The following is a 21,491-nucleotide window of genomic DNA, read 5'->3' as shown; positions in this document are numbered from 1 at the left end:
GTCGTAGCCCATGCGCATTTCCACCGGCCAGTTTTACGAGTCCTCGGCTGCCAACTATCAAAAGAATTTCGCCAACGTGGTCAAGAGCAGCGAAGAGGCCAGCAGCCTCGTGCGCGTCAACACTGCTGCGGATGATCCGGTCGGTGCTTCGCGTTTGCTGCAATTGGGTCAACAGGCCTCGATGCTCGATCAGTATTCGACCAACATCACCACCATCAAGGCCACCCTCGGCCAGACCGAAGCGGTGATGACCAGCATCGGCAATGTGCTGCAACGCGCCAAAGAGCTGGCATTGGGTGCAGGCAACGCCGGTTATACCGACGCCGACCGTCAGGCGAACGCCTCCGAACTGGGTCAGATCGAAGAGCAGTTGCTCAGCCTGATGAACAGCAAAGACGAAAACGGCAAATACATTTTCTCGGGCTCCAAGGGTGACGTGGCGCCGTTCAGCCGCAACACCGATGGCACCTACAGCTATAACGGCGACCAAGTGACGCTCGACCTGCCAATTGGCGACACGCAATCGATGGCCACCAACAGCACCGGTTGGGACGTGTTTCAGCAGGCGATCAACACCAACCGTACGGCCACCACGCTGACCTCGCCGGCGGTGGATGACGGTCGTGTCGCGCTGTCCAACGGTCAGGTGCAGTCGGATGTCACCTACAACGCCAAGTTCCGTAGCGGCGAGCCGTACACCGTGTCGTTCCTGAGCAGCACCCAGCTGAAAATCACCGATGCGCTGGGTAATGACGTCACCGCCGAAGCGGGCCAGAACGGCGTGTTCAATTCCACCAACGCGGCCACGCAAACCGTGAGCTTCCGCGGCGTTGACCTGAACCTGAACATCAACCTCAAGGCTGGCGACAGTGCCAACCCGGACGCGGCGATTGCCGGCCACAGCTTCACCTTGGCGGCGAAGCCGGACAGCTTCAATACCTCGCGCAGCCCGGGCAACCCGTCCGCCGCCCTGGTCACGGGTGCTTCGGTGACCAACAGCACGGCTTACAACGCCAGCTTCCCGGGCGGCGGCGCGGTACTGAAGTTCACCAGCGCTACCGATTTCGAACTGTACGCCGCGCCAGTAACCGCTGACAGCAAGCCTGTGTCGACCGGCACCATGGCCGGCACTACCGCGACTGCCTCGGGTGTTTCGTTCAACGTGGCCGGCACGCCGGGCGCGGGTGACCAGTTCTCGGTCTCGGTCAACACGCACCAGACCCAGAACATTCTGGACACCGTCAGCCAGTTGAAAACGGCCCTGTCGACACCGACCAACAATGACCCGATCGCCATTCAGAAAATGAATGCGGCCGTCACCGCCGGGATCGGCAACCTGTCCAGCGGTATCGACCAACTGGCTTCCGGAGTCAGCTCGGTGGGTGGTCGCGGTGCGTCGCTGTTGACCCAGACCGACATCAACCAGAGCCTGTCGCTGGCCAACACCCAGACCCAGGGCGCGATTCGCGACTCCGATCCGGCTGAAGTGATGACCCGCCTGACCCTGCAGCAAACCATGCTGCAGGCCTCGCAACTGGCGTTCAGCAAGATTGCTCAGTTGGGTCTGTTCAACAAAGTCTGATCCCGGGCCTTCGCGATGACCTCGCGAAGGCTGGCGTCAGCCGAGTGAAAACCGTCTTTCTTCAGCGGTTCAGGGAGTTTTGCCTCGTCAAGGCAAGCTCCCGCCGCTCGCGAGTTCCCCCGCCGTGAAACCAGCACCTCTTGTCACCATCGCCATTCCCGCCTTCAACCCGCAGTTCTTCCTCGTGGCACTGGAGAGCGCTCTAGGTCAGACCTACGGCAATCTTGAAGTGGTCGTCTGCGATGACAGTGGCGGTGACGAGATCCGCGAGATCGTCGATGCGTGCGAAGTGCCTGATGCGGTTCGCCTGTGTTACGTGCGCAATCCGCAGCGTCTGGGTTTTCAAGGCAACCTCACGGCGTGTGCGCAGCAAGCCAGCGGCGACTATCTGAAGTTGTTGTGCGATGACGATCAGTTGCTGCCTGAGTGCATCGCGCAACAGATCGCCGGATTCATCGATCACGACGACGTCAACCTGGTCATCGGCCAACGGCAGTTCTACGACGAAGACTGCATCCTGCTCTCCGACCGCGTGGAAAACAGCTGCTTCTCCAAAGGCGTCACCTTGTTCAAGGGGGAGGATCTGCTGGGGATTCTGGAAACCAGCGTCTTCAACTTTCTCAGCGGCCTCAGCGGTGCGTTGCTGCGAACCCGTCATGCACTGGAATACTTGCCGGCCCTCACGCAGGTGGGTGAAGGCTTTGTCGCCAACCTCGATTTTGCCTTGTTCGCCTGCCTGCTGCGCCGCGGCAACCTGGTCGTGGTCGGGCAAATCCTCAGCCTCGAGCGTTTGCATCCGGGGCGTCTGAGCCAGCAGCTGGCGGTCAAGGCGGCGGTGGTGACCGAGTTGGACTGGCTCAAGCAGATGCTCGCCTTGCGCAGCGGCGAACCGGCCCCGGCGCCAGGCTGGGTGCGGCATGTGCCGCTGGCCGAGGCCATAGAAGGGCAGGCCTATCCCTGGGAAGAAGCGGCTCTCGGTCGACAGTTGGGGTTCATTCAAACCCTGGTGAATTCGCGGGTGGGTCCGGATTGCGACAGTTTCACTGACATGTACCGGCAATGGTTGTCCTGCCGCCATCTGAACCCGTCTCAGCAGCGTCTACTCGAGGCGCGCGTGCAGAGTTGGAGCTGGCGCCCGCGCATTGTGCCGATCGTGATCGACAGCGAGGGGGATTTGCCGGCGCTGGAAGGCACCCTGAACAGTCTGCGCCTGCAAGCCTTCAGCCCGGAACAAGTGGTGGTGCTTTCCACAGTGCAGCACGCACCGGCCGACGGTGTGCGTCATGTGCCACTGGCGGTGGACGCGGTGGCTCAGTTCAACCACTTGCTGGCAGAACTGGACAACGCCGACTGGATCTACCTGGTTCGCGCCGGTGACCGCGTGCATGAGCTGGCGTTGCTGCTGCTCGCCGAGCGCATGGTCGAGATGCCGGATCTGCGCTGCCTGTACAGCGACGAAGGCGGGCTGCGTGACGAGGTCTCGATCGAACCAGTGTTCAAACCGGATTTCAACCTCGACCTGATGCGCAGCTTTCCCTATGTCGGCCGTGTGCTGGCGCTACAGCGCCAGCGCCTGCTGGAACTGGGCGGGATGGCGGCGGGTTTTGGTGAGCTGGGTGTGCATGACCTGCTTTGGCGCCTGGTCGAAAACAATGGCCCGCACGCGATCGGGCACATTGCCGAAATTCTCGTGCAATCCCCCCAGCGCCTGTCCCAGTGGCTGACACAACCGCAGGTCATCGATCAGGCACCGCAGGTGTTGGCGGCGCATCTGGCGCGGCTTGGCGTGCCCAATCAGATCCGTGCCGGCAGCCAGCCGATGATCAGTCGTGTCGATTACCTGCACGATCAATCAGCTCTGGTCTCGATCATCATCGCCACCCGTAACGAGCTGGCGGCGCTGGAGCGTTGCATCGACAGCCTGCTGGAAAAAACCGCCTGCCAGCGTTTTGAAGTGCTCATCGTCGACAACGGCAGCACCGCACCGGATGCCTGCAACTGGCTCGCGGCGGTTGAGCAAATGGGCAGCGACAAACTGCGCGTGCTGCGCTGTGATCGCGGTGACAATCTGGCCGCGGTGCACAACTTCGCCGCCCGCCAGGCGCGTGGTGACTACCTGCTGTTTTTCAGTCCGTGCAATAACGTGATCAATCCTGAGTGGCTCGACGAACTGCTCAACCATGCCCAGCGGCCGGAGGTCGGCATCGTCGGGGGCCGTCTGGTCAGTCCGCAAGGGCGTATCGAAGGCTCCGCGCTGGTGCTCGGGCTGCGCGGTGCAGCGGGCGTGCCGAACCGTGGCGAACTGCTCAACACGTCGGGCTACATGCAGCGCCAGCAGACGGTGCAGAACTTCAGCGCTGTGGGCATCGACTGCTTGTTGGTGCGCAAGACGGTCTTCGATGAGGTGCTCGGGCTCGACGAAAAAGACCTGTCGCAAGCGCTCAATGGTGCCGACTTTTGCCTGCGCGTGAAGCAAAACGGTTATCTCGTGGTGTGGACGCCTTACGCCGAGCTGATGCGCGTGCCGGTGGCTTCCTACGCGGAACCGGCCCCACACATTCTGCAGAACGAGCAGAAAGATTTTTATCAACGCTGGTTGCCGCTGGTTGCCAGAGACCCGGCCTACAACCCCAACCTGAGTCTGGGCAGCAGTAATTTCAGTCTGGAGCCGGGCTTCAGGAATGGCTGGGATCCTTTCTCCCGCCAGTTGCTGCCCAAGGTCCTGGCGATCCCGATCAACACCTCGGCCGTCGGCCATTATCGGGTTACGCAGCCATTTCTCGAACTGGAAGCGGCCGGGCGCATCGTCGGCCATTTGAGCTATCACACGCCGACGAATATCGAGCTTGAGCGCGGCTCGCCAGACGTGATTGTGCTGCAGGGTCGCTACAGCCAGAACGCTGTCGACGAAGTGGCGCGAGTCAAAGAATCTTCGCGCGCGTTCAGGATTTTCGAGCTGGATGACTACGTGATCGATGTGCCGAAAAAGAACGCGCACATTCGCAAGGCGGAAGTCGGCGTCGACCAAATCGTGCGTCGTGGTATCAGCCTGTGTGACCGTGTGGTGGTGTCGACCCAGCCACTGGCTGATGCGTTGCGTGACATGCACCACGATATCCGCGTCGTCCCCAACATGCTCGCGCCACACCTGTGGGCCGGGCTGACCAGCCGTCGACGCACCTCGCGTAAACCGCGCGTTGGCTGGGGCGGCGGCACCAGCCATGACGGCGACCTGGCAATCATTGCCGACGTCGTTCGTCTGCTGGCCAACGACGTCGAGTGGGTATTCTTCGGCATGTGCCCACCGGCGCTGCGGCCGTTTATCCACGAATTCCATCCAAGCGTCGGCCTCGACGCCTACCCGGCCAAACTCGCCAGCCTGAACCTTGACCTGGCACTGGCGCCGCTGGAATTTCACATCTTCAACGACTGCAAGAGCAATCTGCGTCTGCTGGAATACGGTGCCTGTGGCTACCCGGTGATATGTACCGAGACTGAAGCCTATCGCGGCTATTTGCCGTGCACCAAGGTCGTGAGCAACAGTACCGAGGAATGGCTTGAAGCAATCCGCACGCACCTGTCCGACCCTGACGCGAGCTACCGCATGGGCGATGCATTGCGCGAGGAGGTGCTGCGCGATTACCTGTTGAAGGGCAGCAACCTCAACTATTGGGCCGAAGGTTGGTTGCCCAACTGATTGCGAGTGGATGTTTAAAAGCAGGCGGCCTCAGGGTCGCCTGTTTTGTTTGTAATGGTGGCGATACAAATCTTGCCGCACACCTCAAGTGCAATCGGCTTAGTGCCGATATATCGCCAAAGATTCGTTTATTGAAATGGTCCGTCAACACCGGGTCGACAGGTATCTGGTTCAACAATATGGCAAGGAAGATGTCGTAATGGCAGTGATAAACGGGACAAATGGCGTGGATACGCTGACAGGTACCAACGGTGATGATGAGATCAATGCCTTGGGTGGCAATGATGTGATCAAGGGCAGTGCCGGGGCGGACAAGATTGATGGGGGCGTCGGGTTTGATACTGTGGACTATTCGGGGTCCTCGGCTGGTATCAACGTCGACATCCGCAGCGGTGTGGGTAAACCGGGTATTGGTGGCGATGCTGAAGGCGATACTCTGGCCAACATCGAGAAAGTCATCGGCACCGCTTTCAATGACACCTTCACCACGTCTATTGGCGGTGGTCTGGGTATCACGTTCGAGGGCGGAGCGGGTGACGACGTCTATAACGTGGCGACCACGGGTGTGAAAATCATCGAGCAGGACAATGGTGGCTTCGATGAACTGCGCAGTTCCGCAACGACGGCCACCCTTGATCCTTTCGTTGAGAAACTGACGTACACCGGCACCGGCAATTTCACCGGCACCGGCAATGCCCAGAACAACATCATGGTCGGCGGCGCAGGCAACGACACCCTGATCGGTGGTGACGGTGCTGACCAGTTGATCGGTGGTGCAGGTCTGGACGTTGCCAGTTATATCGACAGCAAGGTCGGCGTGACGGTTGATCTGAAAACTGGTGTCAACACGGGCATCGCGACTGGCGATACCTACACCGATATCGAAGTTATCGGCGGGTCGAACTACGACGACCGTTTTGTCGCCGATGGTCGGGCTATAGGTTTTGACGGTGCCGGTGGTTTTGACACTGTGGACTATTCGGGGTCCTCGGCTGGTATCAACGTCGACATCCGCAGCGGTGTGGGTAAACCGGGTATTGGTGGCGATGCTGAAGGCGATACTCTGGCCAACATCGAGAAAGTCATCGGCACCGCTTTCAATGACACCTTCACCACGTCTATTGGCGGTGGTCTGGGTATCACGTTCGAGGGCAGAGCGGGTGACGACGTCTATAACGTGGCGACCACGGGTGTGAAAATCATCGAGCAGGACAATGGTGGCTTCGATGAACTGCGCAGTTCCGCAACGACGGCCACCCTTGATCCTTTCGTTGAGAAACTGACGTACACCGGCACCGGCAATTTCACCGGCACCGGCAATGCCCAGGACAACATTCTGGTTGGCGGCGCAGGCAACGACACCCTGATCGGTGGTGACGGTGCTGACCAGTTGATCGGTGGTGCAGGTCTGGACGTTGCCAGTTATATCGACAGCAAGGTCGGCGTGACGGTTGATCTGAAAACTGGTGTCAACACGGGCATCGCGACTGGCGATACCTACACCGATATCGAAGTTATCGGCGGGTCGAACTACGACGACCGTTTTGTCGCCGATGGTCGGGCTATAGGTTTTGACGGTGCCGGTGGTTTTGACACTGTGGACTATTCGGGGTCCTCGGCTGGTATCAACGTCGACATCCGCAGCGGTGTGGGTAAACCGGGTATTGGTGGCGATGCTGAAGGCGATACTCTGGCCAACATCGAGAAAGTCATCGGCACCGCTTTCAATGACACCTTCACCACGTCTATTGGCGGTGGTCTGGGTATCACGTTCGAGGGCAGAGCGGGTGACGACGTCTATAACGTGGCGACCACGGGTGTGAAAATCATCGAGCAGGACAATGGTGGCTTCGATGAACTGCGCAGTTCCGCAACGACGGCCACCCTTGATCCTTTCGTTGAGAAACTGACGTACACCGGCACCGGCAATTTCACCGGCACCGGCAATGCCCAGAACAACATCATGGTCGGCGGCGCAGGCAACGACACCCTGATCGGTGGTGACGGTGCTGACCAGTTGATCGGTGGTGCAGGTCTGGACGTTGCCAGTTATATCGACAGCAAGGTCGGCGTGACGGTTGATCTGAAAACTGGTGTCAACACGGGCATCGCGACTGGCGATACCTACACCGATATCGAAGTTATCGGCGGGTCGAACTACGACGACCGTTTTGTCGCCGATGGTCGGGCTATAGGTTTTGACGGTGCCGGTGGTTTTGACACTGTGGACTATTCGGGGTCCTCGGATGGTATCAACGTCGACATCCGCAGCGGTGTGGGTAAACCGGGTATTGGTGGCGATGCTGAAGGCGATACTCTGGCCAACATCGAGAAAGTCATCGGCACCGCTTTCAATGACACCTTCACCACGTCTATTGGCGGTGGTCTGGGTATCACGTTCGAGGGCAGAGCGGGTGACGACGTCTATAACGTGGCGACCACGGGTGTGAAAATCATCGAGCAGGACAATGGTGGCTTCGATGAACTGCGCAGTTCCGCAACGACGGCCACCCTTGATCCTTTCGTTGAGAAACTGACGTACACCGGCACCGGCAATTTCACCGGCACCGGCAATGCCCAGGACAACATTCTGGTTGGCGGCGCAGGCAACGACACCCTGATCGGTGGTGACGGTGCTGACCAGTTGATCGGTGGTGCAGGTCTGGACGTTGCCAGTTATATCGACAGCAAGGTCGGCGTGACGGTTGATCTGAAAACTGGTGTCAACACGGGCATCGCGACTGGCGATACCTACACCGATATCGAAGTTATCGGCGGGTCGAACTACGACGACCGTTTTGTCGCCGATGGTCGGGCTATAGGTTTTGACGGTGCCGGTGGTTTTGACACTGTGGACTATTCGGGGTCCTCGGCTGGTATCAACGTCGACATCCGCAGCGGTGTGGGTAAACCGGGTATTGGTGGCGATGCTGAAGGCGATACTCTGGCCAACATCGAGAAAGTCATCGGCACCGCTTTCAATGACACCTTCACCACGTCTATTGGCGGTGGTCTAGGTATCACGTTCGAGGGCGGAGCGGGTGACGACGTCTATAACGTGGCGACCACGGGTGTGAAAATCATCGAGCAGGACAATGGTGGCTTCGATGAACTGCGCAGTTCCGCAACGACGGCCACCCTTGATCCTTTCGTTGAGAAACTGACGTACACCGGCACCGGCAATTTCACCGGCACCGGCAATGCCCAGGACAACATTCTGGTTGGCGGCGCAGGCAACGACACCCTGATCGGTGGTGACGGTGCTGACCAACTGTTTGGTGGCGCTGGTAAAGACGTCGCCAGTTATGAGGACAGCAAGACTGCAATTACCTTCAATCTGATGACCTGGGAGCACACCGGTATCGCGGCCGGAGATACCTATGTCGATATCGAAACCATACGCGGCACCGGCCTGAATGACATTTTCTATGGCGGAACCAGTGTCATGGGGGTGGACGGTTTTGGTGGCCAGGATCTAGTCAGTTATGAGCTATCGGCCAATGCAGTGACGATCGACCTGACCACCAACGCCAACGCAGGTGATGCCGCGGGCGACACCTTCGCGAACATTGAATTCTTCCAGGGCAGTAACTTTGACGACATATTGTCGGGTTCGCGATTGGCTGACGTGTTCATTGGTGGTTTGGGAGCGGACGTGATTGATGGTCGCGATGGGCAGGACACTGCCATGTACATCACCAGCACATCAGCTGTGAACATCAATTTGCTGACCAACATCAATCAGGGTGGCGATGCGCAGGGCGATGTATTGCACAACATCGAGCGCGTTGTTGGCAGTCACTTCGATGACACCCTCACTGGCGACGCAGGCGTCAACTACCTGGAAGGCGGTTTGGGGGACGACGTCATCTACGGTGGCGACGGCAACGACTATCTGTATGGAGGACTGGTTTCCCCGATCGGCCCATTTACCCTCAATGGTCAGGCAAACGGGCCTCAGGCCGATACGTTGTACGGCGGCAATGGCAATGACACGATCGTCACCGCCGTTAACGACGCAGGTAGTCGGGCTTATGGTGAGGCAGGTGGTGACGTCATCACTGTGAATCACGGCTTGGCCGATGGCGGTGAGGGCAATGATTTGCTGACCGGCACGGGCATGGGCTTTTCTCTGTTTGGCGGAGCGGGCGATGACACTCTGGTTCTGCAATCCGGTGGTTTCGCCAACGGTGGCGAAGGTAATGATCTCTACACGGTCAAAACTCCGGGGCTGGTGACAATTCAGGATGATGGTGCCAGCCGTTTGGACAAACTGGTGCTGTCGTATATCAGTAGCTCCGAGCTGTTGGTCGATCGTGTCGGTAATGATCTTTACCTGCATCGGTCGAGTTTCAAACCCGGAGAGGCCCCTCAGGAAGGCGTCCAGCTCAAGGACTGGTTTGCTGGCTTCGATACCATCGAGCAAATCCAGACGGCCAATGGGCAAGTAATCAACCTGCCAACCAATAGCGATGCGTTTGCCATGTTTGGCTGATCGTCTCGGCACTTGAAATAGCTGGATGAAAAGGGGTGGGTCCACTGTCGGATTCATCCCTTTTTTCATGGAGTGTCCCGTCCTGATGGAGGTTTCTTCGAGCTGGCGCGTTTCCTGCAAGTCCCCCTCAAATCGCCATAAAACGAGCGCTCGCGGTCATTGACCCACGCCCGGATTGGCGAAGGTTTAGCCAAAAGGCCTGCAACCGCTTGGCCGGACCCGGTGAAGAACAAGAGGGGAGACGATGAAGGCAGTTATTTTGGCGGGTGGCCTCGGCACGCGCATCAGTGAAGAGTCGCACCTCAAGCCCAAACCGATGATCGAGATCGGCGGCAAGCCAATTCTCTGGCACATCATGAAGCAGTATTCCGCTCATGGAATCCACGACTTCGTGATCTGCCTTGGCTACAAGGGTTATGCGATCAAGGACTTCTTCGCCAACTACTTCCTGCACACCTCCGACGTCACCTTCAACATGCGCGAAAACCGCATGGACGTACACCAGAACTACAGCGAGCCGTGGAGCGTCACGCTGATAGATACCGGCGAGGAAACCATGACCGGTGGCCGTCTGTTGCGTGCCGCGCGTTACCTGCAGGATGAAGAGGCGTTCTGCTTCACCTACGGCGATGGCGTGTCCGATATCAATATTGCTCAGCTTGTGGATTACCACAAAGCTCACGGTCGTCTGGCAACCGTCACCGCCGTGCAGCCGCCGGGTCGCTACGGTGCGCTTGAGCGTCAAGGCGATCAGGTGCTTGGCTTCACCGAAAAACCCCGGGGCGACGGCGGCTGGATCAACGGCGGCTTCTTCGTGCTCTCACCGAAAGTGCTCCCGTACATCAACGGCGACGAAACCACCTGGGAAGCCGAGCCCTTGGCCCGTCTGGCTCAGGACGAACAATTGAAAGCCTTTGAACACGAAGGCTTCTGGCATCCAATGGACACCCTGCGCGACAAGAACCATCTCGAAGCGCTGTGGCTGAGCGGGGAGGCCCCATGGAAGCAATGGGCCTGAGTGCGGATTTCTGGCGCGGCAAACGCGTTCTGGTCACCGGTCACACAGGTTTCAAGGGCAGTTGGCTGACCCTGTGGCTGCAAAGCCTCGGTGCGCAAGTCAGCGGTTTCTCCCTTGACCCGTCGACCGAACCGAGCTTGTTCGAACTGGCGCGCGTCCACGAAGGCATCAATGATCAGCGTGGCGATCTGCGTGATCTCGGCGCCTTGCTCGAAATCATCGCCGACACCGAGCCGGAGATTGTTCTGCATCTGGCTGCTCAGCCATTGGTGCGTGAAGGTTATCGTGACCCGCTCGGCACGTATTCCAGCAACGTCATGGGCACGCTGAACCTGCTCGAAGCGATTCGTCAGGTCGGCTGCGTGCGCGCCTGTGTGCTGGTGACCACCGACAAGGTTTACGCCAACAAGGAATGGCTGTGGCCGTACCGCGAAGACGAAGCCCTCGGTGGCCACGATCCGTACAGCAGCAGCAAGGCCTGCTGTGAACTGTTGGCGCAGTCCTACGCGGCCTCTTTCTTCCCGGCTGACAAGTACGCCGAACACGGCCTGGCCCTGGCCACGGCGCGTGCCGGTAACGTCTTGGGCGGCGGTGATTTTGCCCCGGAGCGACTGATTCCCGACGTGCTCAAAGCCTGGACCGCGGACGAACCGGTAACCCTGCGTTACCCGCAAGCCGTGCGCCCATGGCAACACGCCCTGGAGCCGTTGGCCGGTTATCTGCAACTGGCCGCCGGCCTTTACGAACAAGGCCCGGACTACGCCGGCGCGTGGAACTTCGGCCCGGGCGAGGCAGATATGTGCAGCGTCGGCGAAGTGGTTGAATTGCTTGCCAACCGCTGGCCACAGGCGCGCGGTCTGCGTATCGAACCGAGTGAATTGCACGAGGCCGGCCTGCTGCGTCTGGACAGCAGCCGCGCACGCCAAGTGCTCGGCTGGCAACCGCGCTGGACCTTGCAACAGTGCCTGACCCAGACCCTCGACTGGCATCTGGCATGGCAGAACGGCGATGACATGCGCACTGTCACCCTTGGCCAACTGAACCTGTACCGAGGCGCGTTGTGAGCGAATTCTCCTTGCAGGCGTTGCCGCTGGCCGGGTTGTTCAGCGTCCAGCACAAACGCTTCGAAGATCAGCGCGGGCACTTCGCCCGGTTGTTCTGCGAGGGCAGTCTGAGTGCGTTCGGCAGCGAATTTCATATTCGTCAGATCAACCATTCCTGCACCCGCGAGAAGGGCAGTGTGCGTGGACTGCATTACCAGAACGCCCATGCGCCGGAAGCCAAACTGATCACCTGCCTGCGCGGTGAAGTCTGGGACGTGGCCGTGGATCTGCGCCCAGACTCCACAACCTTTTTGCACTGGCACGCTGAGCACCTGAAGGCCGGTGACGGTCGCAGCCTGTTGATCCCGGCCGGGTTCGCCCACGGTTTCCAGACGCTGACCGAAGACGCCGAATTGCTTTACCTGCACAGCGCCGATTACGCGCCGGAGCACGAGGGCGGTCTGTCGGTGAATGATCCACGGTTGGCAATCGCCTGGCCGTTGCCTGTCAATAATTTGTCGGTGCGTGATTCCAGCCATCCCGCGCTCGATCAACACTTTGCTGGAGTGCGTCTATGAACTGCCGTGGGTGCGCCGCACCGCTGAGCCTGCCGCTGATTGACCTCGGCACCTCGCCACCGTCCAACGCCTACGTGCATGCCGATCGCCTGGAACAGGCCGAGCAATGGGTGCCGCTGAAGGTCGCCGTGTGTCAGCAATGCTGGTTGGTACAGACCGAGGATTACACCAGCGCCGACAGCCTGTTTGACGCTGAATACGCCTACTTCAGTTCATTCTCCAGCACTTGGCTGGCCCACGCCGAGCGTTATGTCGCCGAGATGGTCGAGCGCTTCGGCCTGAACGCCGACAGTCGTGTGGTCGAGGTCGCCGCCAACGATGGTTACCTGCTGCAATACGTCGCGGCTCGCGGCATTCCCTGCCTGGGTGTCGAGCCGACGCGCAGCACCGCGCAAGCGGCGCGCGCGAAAGGCCTGGAAATCCGTGAGCTGTTCTTCGGCCGAGGCACCGCCGCGCAGTTGAACAGCGAAGGCTGGGGCGCAGACCTGATGGCCGCCAACAACGTGCTCGCGCATGTGCCGGACATCAACGATTTCCTTGGCGGTTTCGCCGCGCTGCTCAAGCCGACCGGCGTGGCCACTTTCGAATTTCCGCAACTGCTGACGCTGATGGCTGGCGCACAGTTCGACACGCTCTATCACGAACACTATTCCTACCTGTCGCTGACCGCTGTGCAGACCTTGTGCGAGCGCAATGGCCTGGAAGTGTTCGACGTCAGCCAGTTGACCACGCACGGCGGATCGCTGCGGGTATTCGTCCAGCGCAAGGACGGCGAACGTCGGCCGGTGCAGCCAGCGGTGCAGCAACAGTTGCAGGCCGAACTCGATGCCGGGGTGAAAACCGCCGAGTACTACGCGACCCTCGCGCCTGCCGCTGAACGCATCAAGCATGAGCTGCTGCGCTTTCTGTTGCAGGCCAAGGCGGATGGCAAACGTGTGGTCGGTTACGGCGCGGCGGCCAAGGGCAACACCTTGCTCAACTACGCCGGGGTCAAACCGGACCTGCTCGCTTGGGTGGCCGATGCGAACCCGCACAAGCAGGGCAAGTTTTTGCCGGGCAGCCGCATTCCGATCGTGGCGCCGGAGCGCATTGACCTTGAAAAACCGGATTACGTGCTGGTGTTGCCGTGGAACCTGTTGCACGAAGTCAGTCAGCAGTTGGCGCAGGTGCGTCAATGGGACGGGCGTTTCGTGATCGCCGTGCCTGAGTTGAGCGTGCTGTGAAGGTTCTGGTCACTGGCGCTACGGGCTTCGTCGGCCGCCATCTGGTTGCCGCCTTGTTGGCGCGTGGCTGCAGCGTTCGCGCCGTGGCGCGTAACGTTGAAACCGCGCAGAGCATGCCCTGGATCAACGATGTCGAGTTCGTGGCAGCGGATATTCACGCCGCCGAGCTTGATCTGGTCGCGCTGACCGAGGGCATAGACGTCCTTGCGCATCTGGCCTGGCCGGGCTTGCCGAACTACCGGGCGCTGTTCCATTTCGAACACAACCTGATGGCCGACTACCGCTTTATAAAAGGCGCGGTCGAGGCGGGCGTGCAGCAAGTGATGGTGACGGGCACCTGTTTCGAATACGGCATGCAAAGCGGCGCGCTCAGTGAAAGCACTGAGCCGCGGCCAGGCAACCCCTACGGTCTGGCCAAACATACGTTGCACCTGTTTCTGCAAAACCTGCAGCAGGAGCATCCTTTTACTTTGCAGTGGGCACGCCTGTTTTACCTGCATGGCGAGGGGCAAAACCCCAACAGCCTGCTGGCGGCACTGGACCGTGCGATCGATGCCGCAGAGACGTCGTTCAACATGTCGGCCGGTGAGCAACTGCGTGATTTTCTGGCCATTGAAACGGCTGCCGGTTACCTCGCCGCGATTGTGCAAAAACACGATTTTGACGGCGTGATCAATTGCGCCAGCGGCCAACCGGTGTCGGTCCGCGCATTGGTCGAGAAACGCCTGCGCGAACGCGGCACAACGCTGAATCTGAACCTCGGCCACTACCCTTATCCGACCCACGAACCGCTGGCGTTCTGGGCCGTGACCGAGCGTCTGCAACAGTTACTGGGAGAGCCGCAATGAGGCACGAGTTGTATCGGGTCACCGACCTGCCGGTGCTGCAGAACCGCACCTTTGCCGATGCCGAATCCGCGTGTGCTTCGGCCAGTGCCGACATGCTGCTGGTGCAGGACGAGCGCAGCGGTCTGATCTTCAATGCGGCGTTCGACGCCGACGAGCTCAGCTACGACGCCGATTACCAGAATGAACAGGCGCATTCCGGCCAGTTCCAGAAACACCTGAGCGACGTCGAAGGCATCATCGCCAAACACTTCAAAGGCCAGGAGCTGATCGAAGTCGGTTGTGGCAAAGGCTACTTCCTGGAGTTGCTCAAGGGCCTTGGCTATTCGATCACCGGTATCGATCCTGCTTACGAGGGCAGCAACGCCGACGTGATCAAGGCGCCGTTCACCCGTGGCCTGGGCCTTGCGGCAGACGCCATCGTATTGCGCCACGTGCTGGAACACATCGAAGACCCCGTGAGCTTTTTGTCGGTGATCGCCGAAGCCAACCAAGGCGGGCAGATCTACATCGAAGTGCCGTGCTTCGACTGGATACTCGAACACAAAGCCTGGTTCGACCTGTTCTACGAACACGTCAATTATTTCCGCCTCGATGACCTGCGCCGGATGTTTGGCACCGTGCACGAGGCCGGTCACCTGTTCGGTGGCCAATACCTGTACATCGTCGCCGACCTGTCGACGTTGCGCCTGACCCCGGAACAGCCGGTGCCGCGCCTGACGCTGCCCGAAGGTTTCACCGCCAGCCTCGACCGCGCGGTGCAGATCATCCAGTCCGCCCCCGAGCAGGGTTCGGCGATCTGGGGCGCCTCGTCAAAAGGCGTGATCTATTCGCTGTTCCTGCAACGTGCGGGTGTGGCGGTGGATCGTGTGGTGGATATCAACCCGGCCAAGCAGGGCCGTTATCTGCCACTCAGCGGTGCCCGCGTGTCTTCGCCGCAAGAGGCGATGGACGCGCTGCCCGAAGGCGCCCACCTGTTTGTGATGAATTCCAATTACCTCGAAGAGATCAAGCGGATGACCGGTGGACGTTATGTCTATCACGCCGTCGACAGCGCTTCGTTCCAGTGACCCTTGAGATTTTTAAAATGACCGACAACAGCATCAACCAAGCCTTCGAAGCCGAGTGCCGGGAACAGATTGCCCAGCAGGGCGACGACCAGAAACTCACCGGCCTGGCCCGTGAATTCTTCAACGAATCGGCCAAGCACAAGTACAGCTACCACTTCTCGTGGATGGGCCGCCCGATCATCCAGTTGCCACAAGACATGATGGCGATGCAGGAGATCATCTGGCAGGTCAAGCCGGACCTGGTCATCGAGTGCGGTATCGCTCACGGCGGTTCGATCATCTACTACGCCTCGTTGCTGGAGCTGCAAGGCCACGGCGAAGTGCTGGGCATCGACCTCGACATTCGCCCGCACAACCGCGAAGCGATCGAAAGCCACCCGATGGCCAAGCGCATCAAAATGATCGAAGGCTCGAGCATCGACGCCGGCATCGCGGCGCAAGTGCAAGCGGCGGCCAAAGGCAAGAAAGTCATCCTGGTGCTCGACTCCAACCACACCCACGATCACGTCCTCGAAGAGCTGCGTCTATACGCACCGCTGGTGTCGGTCGACAGCTACTGCGTGGTCATGGACACCGTGGTCGAAGACATGCCGGCCGACTTCTTCCCGGATCGTCCATGGGGGCCGGGCGATAACCCGAAAACCGCGGTGTGGAAATACCTGGAAGAGAACCAGGATTTCGAGATTGACCAGCAGTTGCAGAACAAGCTGCTGATCACTGTGGCGCCAGACGGTTATCTGCGTCGCGTTCGTTAATCAAAAACAGTTTCAGGTGTCAGGCGACTGGCCGGTTGTGGGGATAGGAAAATGCAGGTTCAAAGCAGTACGCAAACCAACGTGACACCGCTGGATGAGCTGTTCACGGTGGTGCTGATCACCCACAACCGCAAGGCGTTCCTGCGACGCGCTTTGCAGTACTACGGCAGTTACGCCGCCAAGGTGCTGGTGCTCGATTCCTCCGTGCAGGGGGACGACGGCATCGCGGCAGATTTCCCATCGGTCGACTATCGCCATTTGCCGGATTACACCTATCTGGGGTTTCAGCAAAAGCTTGCCTATGGGGTCAAACAGGTCACGACGCCGTACATGGTGCTGGCGTCTGACGACGATTTCATGCTGCACAGTGCGTTGACCGATTCGGTCAACTTTCTCGAAGCTAACCCCGATTACGGCATGTGCCATGGCTATTGCCTGATGTACCTCACGCACGCCAATTTCGTGCAGTACTACCGCCGTGACAAGAAGGTGCAAGAGGACTACAACGCCGAACGTGCGCAGGATCGTATTCTCGACTACATGGGCCAGTACATTCCGCCGTTCTATGCAGTGCATCGCACTTCGCTGTTGCAGGACTGGTACGCCGCGATGCCTCAAGGAACGATTTTCGAGTGGCAGGAAATCGGCCATGTGTATTACGTGCTAGCGCGGTCGAAGGCGCGGATTCTGCCGATTCCGTATGTGGTGCGGGAGGTCAACTATGGTCGCTCGGATCACAACACCGAGATCATTCACGTCCTCAGCTTCAAGGATGCCCGCTCCGTTGCCGAGCGCGAGCGTTTCGCCGGTTTCCTCGCGACGTTGCCCACCGACATCAAAGAGCCGAGCACGGAGCAAACCGCAGCCTTTGCCCTGCGCAGTTTCCAGGCGCTTGCGGACAGCCTCGCCACGCGCAATGCCCTGACCATCGAACCGATTTTCGAGTCCTGGTGGAAAGACCCTACGACGGGTCCGAAGAGCGTGTTCGGTCCCAAGCAATACGTCGAAATGCCTTTCTACAATCAGGCGTTTTTCGATCAGTTGACCGAGTTTGAATTCCTTCTCCATGCGATGCCGGCCGGGCGTCTGCAACTGGAAGAAATGGAAGGCGCATTGCTCAAGCAGCAGACGTTGCTGAGCACCTATTCCAATGACACGTCCGAGACGGTCCAGAACCGCTTGCTCGAAGCCGTGCAGTTGGGCCCGTTCAACCGTCGCGTTGTGCAGAAAATGCACCGCCAGTTACTGGACATGGGGCAGGACGATGATGCGCAAGTCCTCGCCGACTGGCTGGCGCGGCTGGACAGCGTGCCGACGTACGACAGCCGTCAGATGCTCGACAGCACGCGCTCCGGCCAGTTGATGAACTGGTTGCAGGCACGACAGCCGAACGAGACTGCCATCCGCAAGATCAATCAGCGGTTGGCGACAGTCGAGGGCGGGCCGCAGTTTGGCATTCTGCTGCTCGATCTCGACGCTGACATGGACAAGTTGCAGGTCACTTTCGACAGTCTGATGGAAAGCGCTTTCCGTGCGTTCAAGGTTGTGGTCTTCACCACCGGTGATGTGCCGGCCGTCACCACTGAACAGAGCACCGTGCACTTCGTCAAAGTCAGCAGTGCCAATTACGTCGACAAACTGAACCAGATCGCCCAGCGCTCGAATGCCGATTGGCTGCTGCTGGCCGAGGCCGGTGACGCATTCACTCGCAGTGGTTTGCTGCGTGCCAGCCTTGAGCTGCAGAACGCTGAAGGTTGCCGCGCCGTGGCCATGGATGAGATCCACCGTCGCGCGGACGGCACCTTGAGTGACCTGTTCCGTTCGGCGTTCAATCTCGATCTGCTGCAAAGCATGCCGACGCTCACGGCCCGACACTGGTTGATTCGCCGCGAAGACCTGGTCGAGGCCGGTGGTTTCGCCCGTGAGTACAGCGAAGCGCTGGAATTCGATCTGCTATTGCGCCTGATCGAAGCCGGCGGGCTAGCCGGCCTGGCACATCTCGCCGAACCCTTGCTGGTCACCCCGGCGGTAGCGCCGGCGCCGAACGAGCACCAGCGTCAGGCGCTTGTGCGGCATCTGGCAACCCGTGGCTATCAGGCGCAGGTGAGTACCGAGGCATTCGGAGGTTTGCGCGTCGATTACCGTCATGCCGACCGACCGAAAGTGTCGATCATCGTTTGCAGCGATGACAATCAGGAACAGCTGCAACGCTGTCTGGTGAGCGTGTTGCAGCGCACGCGCTATCAGAACCACGAAATCATCATCGCCGACAACCTCAGTCAGTCGAGCGAACTGCTGGCGTGGCTGGAAAGCCTTGAGCAGAACGGGCGCGGGCGTATTCGTCTGGTCCGCAGCGAGCAGCGCCTGAGCGCATCGGCACTGATCAATCGCGCCGCGGCTCAAGCCGAGGGCGCGTATCTGGTATTGCTGGCAGCGGACGCCGAAGTGCAAAACGCCGGCTGGATCGAAGCCTTGCTCAACCAGGCTCAGCGCCCGGAAGTCGGCGTGGTCGGCGCCAAACTGGTGGATAGCGATGGCGCAGTCACTGGCGCCGGATTCATCCTCGGCCTTGGCGGCGCTCTGGCTTCACCGTTCCTCGGCGAGAAAAAGGACGCCACCGGCTACATGCACCGCTTACTCGTCGAGCAAAACTGTTCAGCGGTTTCCGGCGCTTGCCTGATGCTGCGCAAAGAGATTTTCGAGGCACTGGGTGGGCTCGATGAGGAGCATTTCGATGAAGCGTTCGCTGATGTCGACCTGTGCCTGAAAGCCGCCGATGCCGGACTGTTAACCGTATGGACACCGCAAGTGCAGATCGTCCACACCGGCACTTTGCCGGAGAATGCGCAGGCCGCTGTCGCGCTGCAAGACAAGTGGCAGGCGCGCTTCGTTCAGGACGTTGCCTACAACCAGAACCTTTCCCTGACCGGCAAGGGCTTCACCCTCGGCCAGGCCTCCAGCATCGACTGGGCGCAATTGCTCGCCTAGGCCTGACGATCAGGAAACAGGACTCAAGACATGTTCAACGGTAAATCGATTTTCATCTCCGGCGGCACCGGCTCGTTCGGTCGCAACTTCATCCGCCGCCTGCTTGAGCAATACCAGCCCAAGCGCGTGGTGGTGTTCTCGCGCGATGAACTCAAGCAATACGAAATGCAGCAGACGTTCAACGCGCCGTGCATGCGTTACTTCCTCGGTGACGTGCGCGACGCCGACCGCTTGCGTCAGGCCATGCGTGGCATCGATTACGTGGTGCACGCGGCCGCCCTGAAGCAAGTGCCGGCGGCGGAGTACAACCCGACCGAGTGCATTCGCACCAACGTCAATGGCGCGGAAAACATTATTGCCGCCGCCATCGATAACGGCGTGCAGAAAGTCGTGGCGCTGTCGACCGACAAGGCCGCCAGCCCGATCAACCTGTACGGCGCCACCAAGTTGCTGTCGGACAAACTGTTCGTCGCCGCCAACAACATTGCCGGCGAACAGCAGACGCGTTTTGCCGTGGTGCGCTACGGCAACGTCGCCGGTTCGCGAGGTTCGGTGGTGCCGTTTTTCAGCAAGCTGATTGCCGAGGGCGCCGAGGAACTGCCGATCACCGATGAGCGCATGACGCGTTTCTGGATCACCCTCGACCACGGTGTGCAGTTTGTCCTCGACAGCTTTGCGCGCATGCACGGTGGTGAAGTGTTCGTACCAAAGATCCCGTCGATCCGCATTGTCGATCTGGCCCGTGGCATGGCCGAGCATCTGCCGCACAAACACGTCGGCATTCGTCCGGGCGAGAAGCTGCACGAATTGATGGTGCCGCTGGATGACGCGCGGATGACCCTGGAGTTTGCCGATCACTACACCATCCAGCCGTCGATTCGCTTCACCAGCGTCGATGTCGATTTCGCCGTCGACAAGCTAGGCGAGCGCGGTCAGCCGGTGGGTGAAGAGTTCGAATACCGTTCCGACACCAACCCGCATTTCCTCTCGGTCGGGCAGATTGCCGACCTGCACGCGAAGCTGGCGAAATGATCCCGTACGGTCGGCAGAGTCTCGATCAGGCAGATATTGATGCCGTGGTCGAGGTGCTCAACTCCGACTGGCTGACCCAGGGGCCGACCATCGAGCGTTTCGAACAGGCCATGGCCGAGCGCTGCCAGGCGGATTACGCGGTGGCGGTGTGCAACGCCACGGCGGCGCTGCACATTGCCTGTCTGGCGGCCGGGTTGGGCCCGGGCGATCGCTTGTGGACGACGCCGAACACGTTTCTGGCCTCGGCCAACTGCGGTCGTTATTGCGGCGCCGAGGTTGATTTTGTCGATATCGATCCGCTGACCTGGAACCTTGATGCCGTCACGCTGGCGGCGAAGCTGGAACAGGCCGAGCGCGACGGCACGTTGCCCAAAGTGCTGGTGGCGGTAGCGTTCTCCGGGCAGAGCTGTGATATGCGCCGGATCGCCGAACTCGCCGAGCGCTACAACTTCACTGTCATCGAAGATGCCTCCCACGCGGTCGGCGCCTCCTATGCAGGGCGCCCTGTCGGCTGTGGCGAATTCGCGGCAATGACCGTGTTCAGCTTCCACCCGGTGAAAATCATTACCAGTGCCGAGGGCGGCATGGTGCTGACCAACCGCAGGGAACTGGCCGAACGCTTGCAGCGCCTGCGCTGCCACGGCATGACCCGCGATCCGCAGCAGATGACCGAGCCGAGCCACGGCCCGTGGTATTACCAGCAAGTCGAACTGGGCTTCAATTACCGCATCACCGATTTGCAGGCCGCTTTGGGCTTGTCGCAGCTCGGCAAACTGGACGGTTTCATCGCCCGTCGTCGCGAACTGGCGGCGCGTTACGAGCGCCTGCTGGCTTACCTTCCGCTGACCTTGCCGAGTGCTCAGCCTGAAGCCGAATCGGCGTGGCATTTATACGTGGTGCGCTTGCAGACCGAGCGCCTCAACCTCAGCCACCGTCAGGTCTTCGAAGCGTTGCGCGCGGCCGGCGTCGGGGTCAATTTGCACTATATTCCGCTGCACTTGCAGCCTTATTATCGCGACCTGGGTTTTGCCGAGGGAGACTTCCCCGAGGCCGAACGTTATTACGCCGAGGCGATCAGCCTGCCGCTGTTCCCGCTGCTGACCGATGAGCAACAGGACTACGTGGTCGAGCAATTGCGCCGGCTGCTTCTTGAGGAATAAAACAC

13 protein-coding genes are annotated in these 21,491 nt (G+C 59.9%); all 13 read left to right on the top strand.

All coding sequences use genetic code 11. The annotated features are described in order from the left end of the window. Positions 1-10: 10 nt before the first annotated feature. Positions 11-1,582 (top strand): flagellar hook-associated protein 3, encoded by a 1,572-nt coding sequence (locus tag ACZZ0B_RS18190; RefSeq protein ID WP_158830656.1) that lies wholly within the window; start codon positions 11-13, stop codon positions 1,580-1,582. A gap of 124 nt (positions 1,583-1,706) precedes the next feature. Next, a complete protein-coding gene (locus ACZZ0B_RS18185) occupies positions 1,707-5,279 on the top strand; it encodes a glycosyltransferase (protein WP_463545921.1) in 3,573 nt (1,190 codons plus the stop codon). Between the two features lie 226 nt (positions 5,280-5,505). Further along, the gene (locus tag ACZZ0B_RS18180) at positions 5,506-9,774 is read left to right on the top strand and encodes a beta strand repeat-containing protein (protein ID WP_463545920.1); all 4,269 of its coding nucleotides are present in this window, start codon (positions 5,506-5,508) and stop codon (positions 9,772-9,774) included. A 244-nt stretch (positions 9,775-10,018) separates the two neighbouring features. Continuing rightward, positions 10,019-10,792: a glucose-1-phosphate cytidylyltransferase gene (rfbF, locus tag ACZZ0B_RS18175; protein WP_158831267.1), complete on the top strand. Its 774-nt coding sequence runs from the start codon at positions 10,019-10,021 to the stop codon at positions 10,790-10,792. Then, the gene (gene rfbG, locus ACZZ0B_RS18170) at positions 10,774-11,856 is read left to right on the top strand and encodes a CDP-glucose 4,6-dehydratase (protein WP_463545919.1); all 1,083 of its coding nucleotides are present in this window, start codon (positions 10,774-10,776) and stop codon (positions 11,854-11,856) included. The genes rfbF and rfbG overlap by 19 nt, the downstream gene beginning before the upstream one ends. Continuing rightward, positions 11,853-12,413 carry a dTDP-4-dehydrorhamnose 3,5-epimerase family protein gene (locus ACZZ0B_RS18165; RefSeq protein ID WP_463545918.1) on the top strand — a complete coding sequence of 187 codons (561 nt, stop codon included), beginning with the start codon at positions 11,853-11,855 and terminating at the stop codon, positions 12,411-12,413. The genes rfbG and ACZZ0B_RS18165 overlap by 4 nt, the downstream gene beginning before the upstream one ends. Next, positions 12,410-13,636 carry a methyltransferase domain-containing protein gene (locus ACZZ0B_RS18160; protein WP_463545917.1) on the top strand — a complete coding sequence of 409 codons (1,227 nt, stop codon included), beginning with the start codon at positions 12,410-12,412 and terminating at the stop codon, positions 13,634-13,636. Before ACZZ0B_RS18165 ends, ACZZ0B_RS18160 begins: the two co-directional genes overlap by 4 nt. Further along, complete coding sequence (locus ACZZ0B_RS18155) at positions 13,633-14,484, top strand: NAD-dependent epimerase/dehydratase family protein (RefSeq protein ID WP_463545916.1); 852 nt, start codon at positions 13,633-13,635, stop codon at positions 14,482-14,484. Before ACZZ0B_RS18160 ends, ACZZ0B_RS18155 begins: the two co-directional genes overlap by 4 nt. Beyond that, positions 14,481-15,551: a class I SAM-dependent methyltransferase gene (locus ACZZ0B_RS18150; protein WP_463545915.1), complete on the top strand. Its 1,071-nt coding sequence runs from the start codon at positions 14,481-14,483 to the stop codon at positions 15,549-15,551. The genes ACZZ0B_RS18155 and ACZZ0B_RS18150 overlap by 4 nt, the downstream gene beginning before the upstream one ends. A 17-nt stretch (positions 15,552-15,568) precedes the next feature. Next, entirely contained in the window at positions 15,569-16,306 is a 738-nt protein-coding gene (locus ACZZ0B_RS18145; protein WP_158831255.1) for a cephalosporin hydroxylase family protein, read from the top strand. 51 nt (positions 16,307-16,357) lie between these two features. After that, the gene (locus tag ACZZ0B_RS18140; RefSeq protein ID WP_463545914.1) at positions 16,358-19,294 is read left to right on the top strand and encodes a TIGR00180 family glycosyltransferase; all 2,937 of its coding nucleotides are present in this window, start codon (positions 16,358-16,360) and stop codon (positions 19,292-19,294) included. A 30-nt stretch (positions 19,295-19,324) separates the two neighbouring features. Further along, the gene (gene pseB / locus ACZZ0B_RS18135) at positions 19,325-20,326 is read left to right on the top strand and encodes a UDP-N-acetylglucosamine 4,6-dehydratase (inverting) (protein ID WP_008077077.1); all 1,002 of its coding nucleotides are present in this window, start codon (positions 19,325-19,327) and stop codon (positions 20,324-20,326) included. Further along, positions 20,323-21,486, top strand: coding sequence for a UDP-4-amino-4,6-dideoxy-N-acetyl-beta-L-altrosamine transaminase (pseC, locus tag ACZZ0B_RS18130; RefSeq protein WP_440095791.1), 1,164 nt, complete (start codon positions 20,323-20,325; stop codon positions 21,484-21,486). The genes pseB and pseC overlap by 4 nt, the downstream gene beginning before the upstream one ends. Positions 21,487-21,491: the final 5 nt, after the last annotated feature.

This window comes from Pseudomonas sp. AC247 (genome assembly GCF_979258015.1).
The sequence above is the reverse complement of the archived record's forward strand: the minus strand, read 5'-3'. Positions and strand labels throughout refer to the sequence as shown.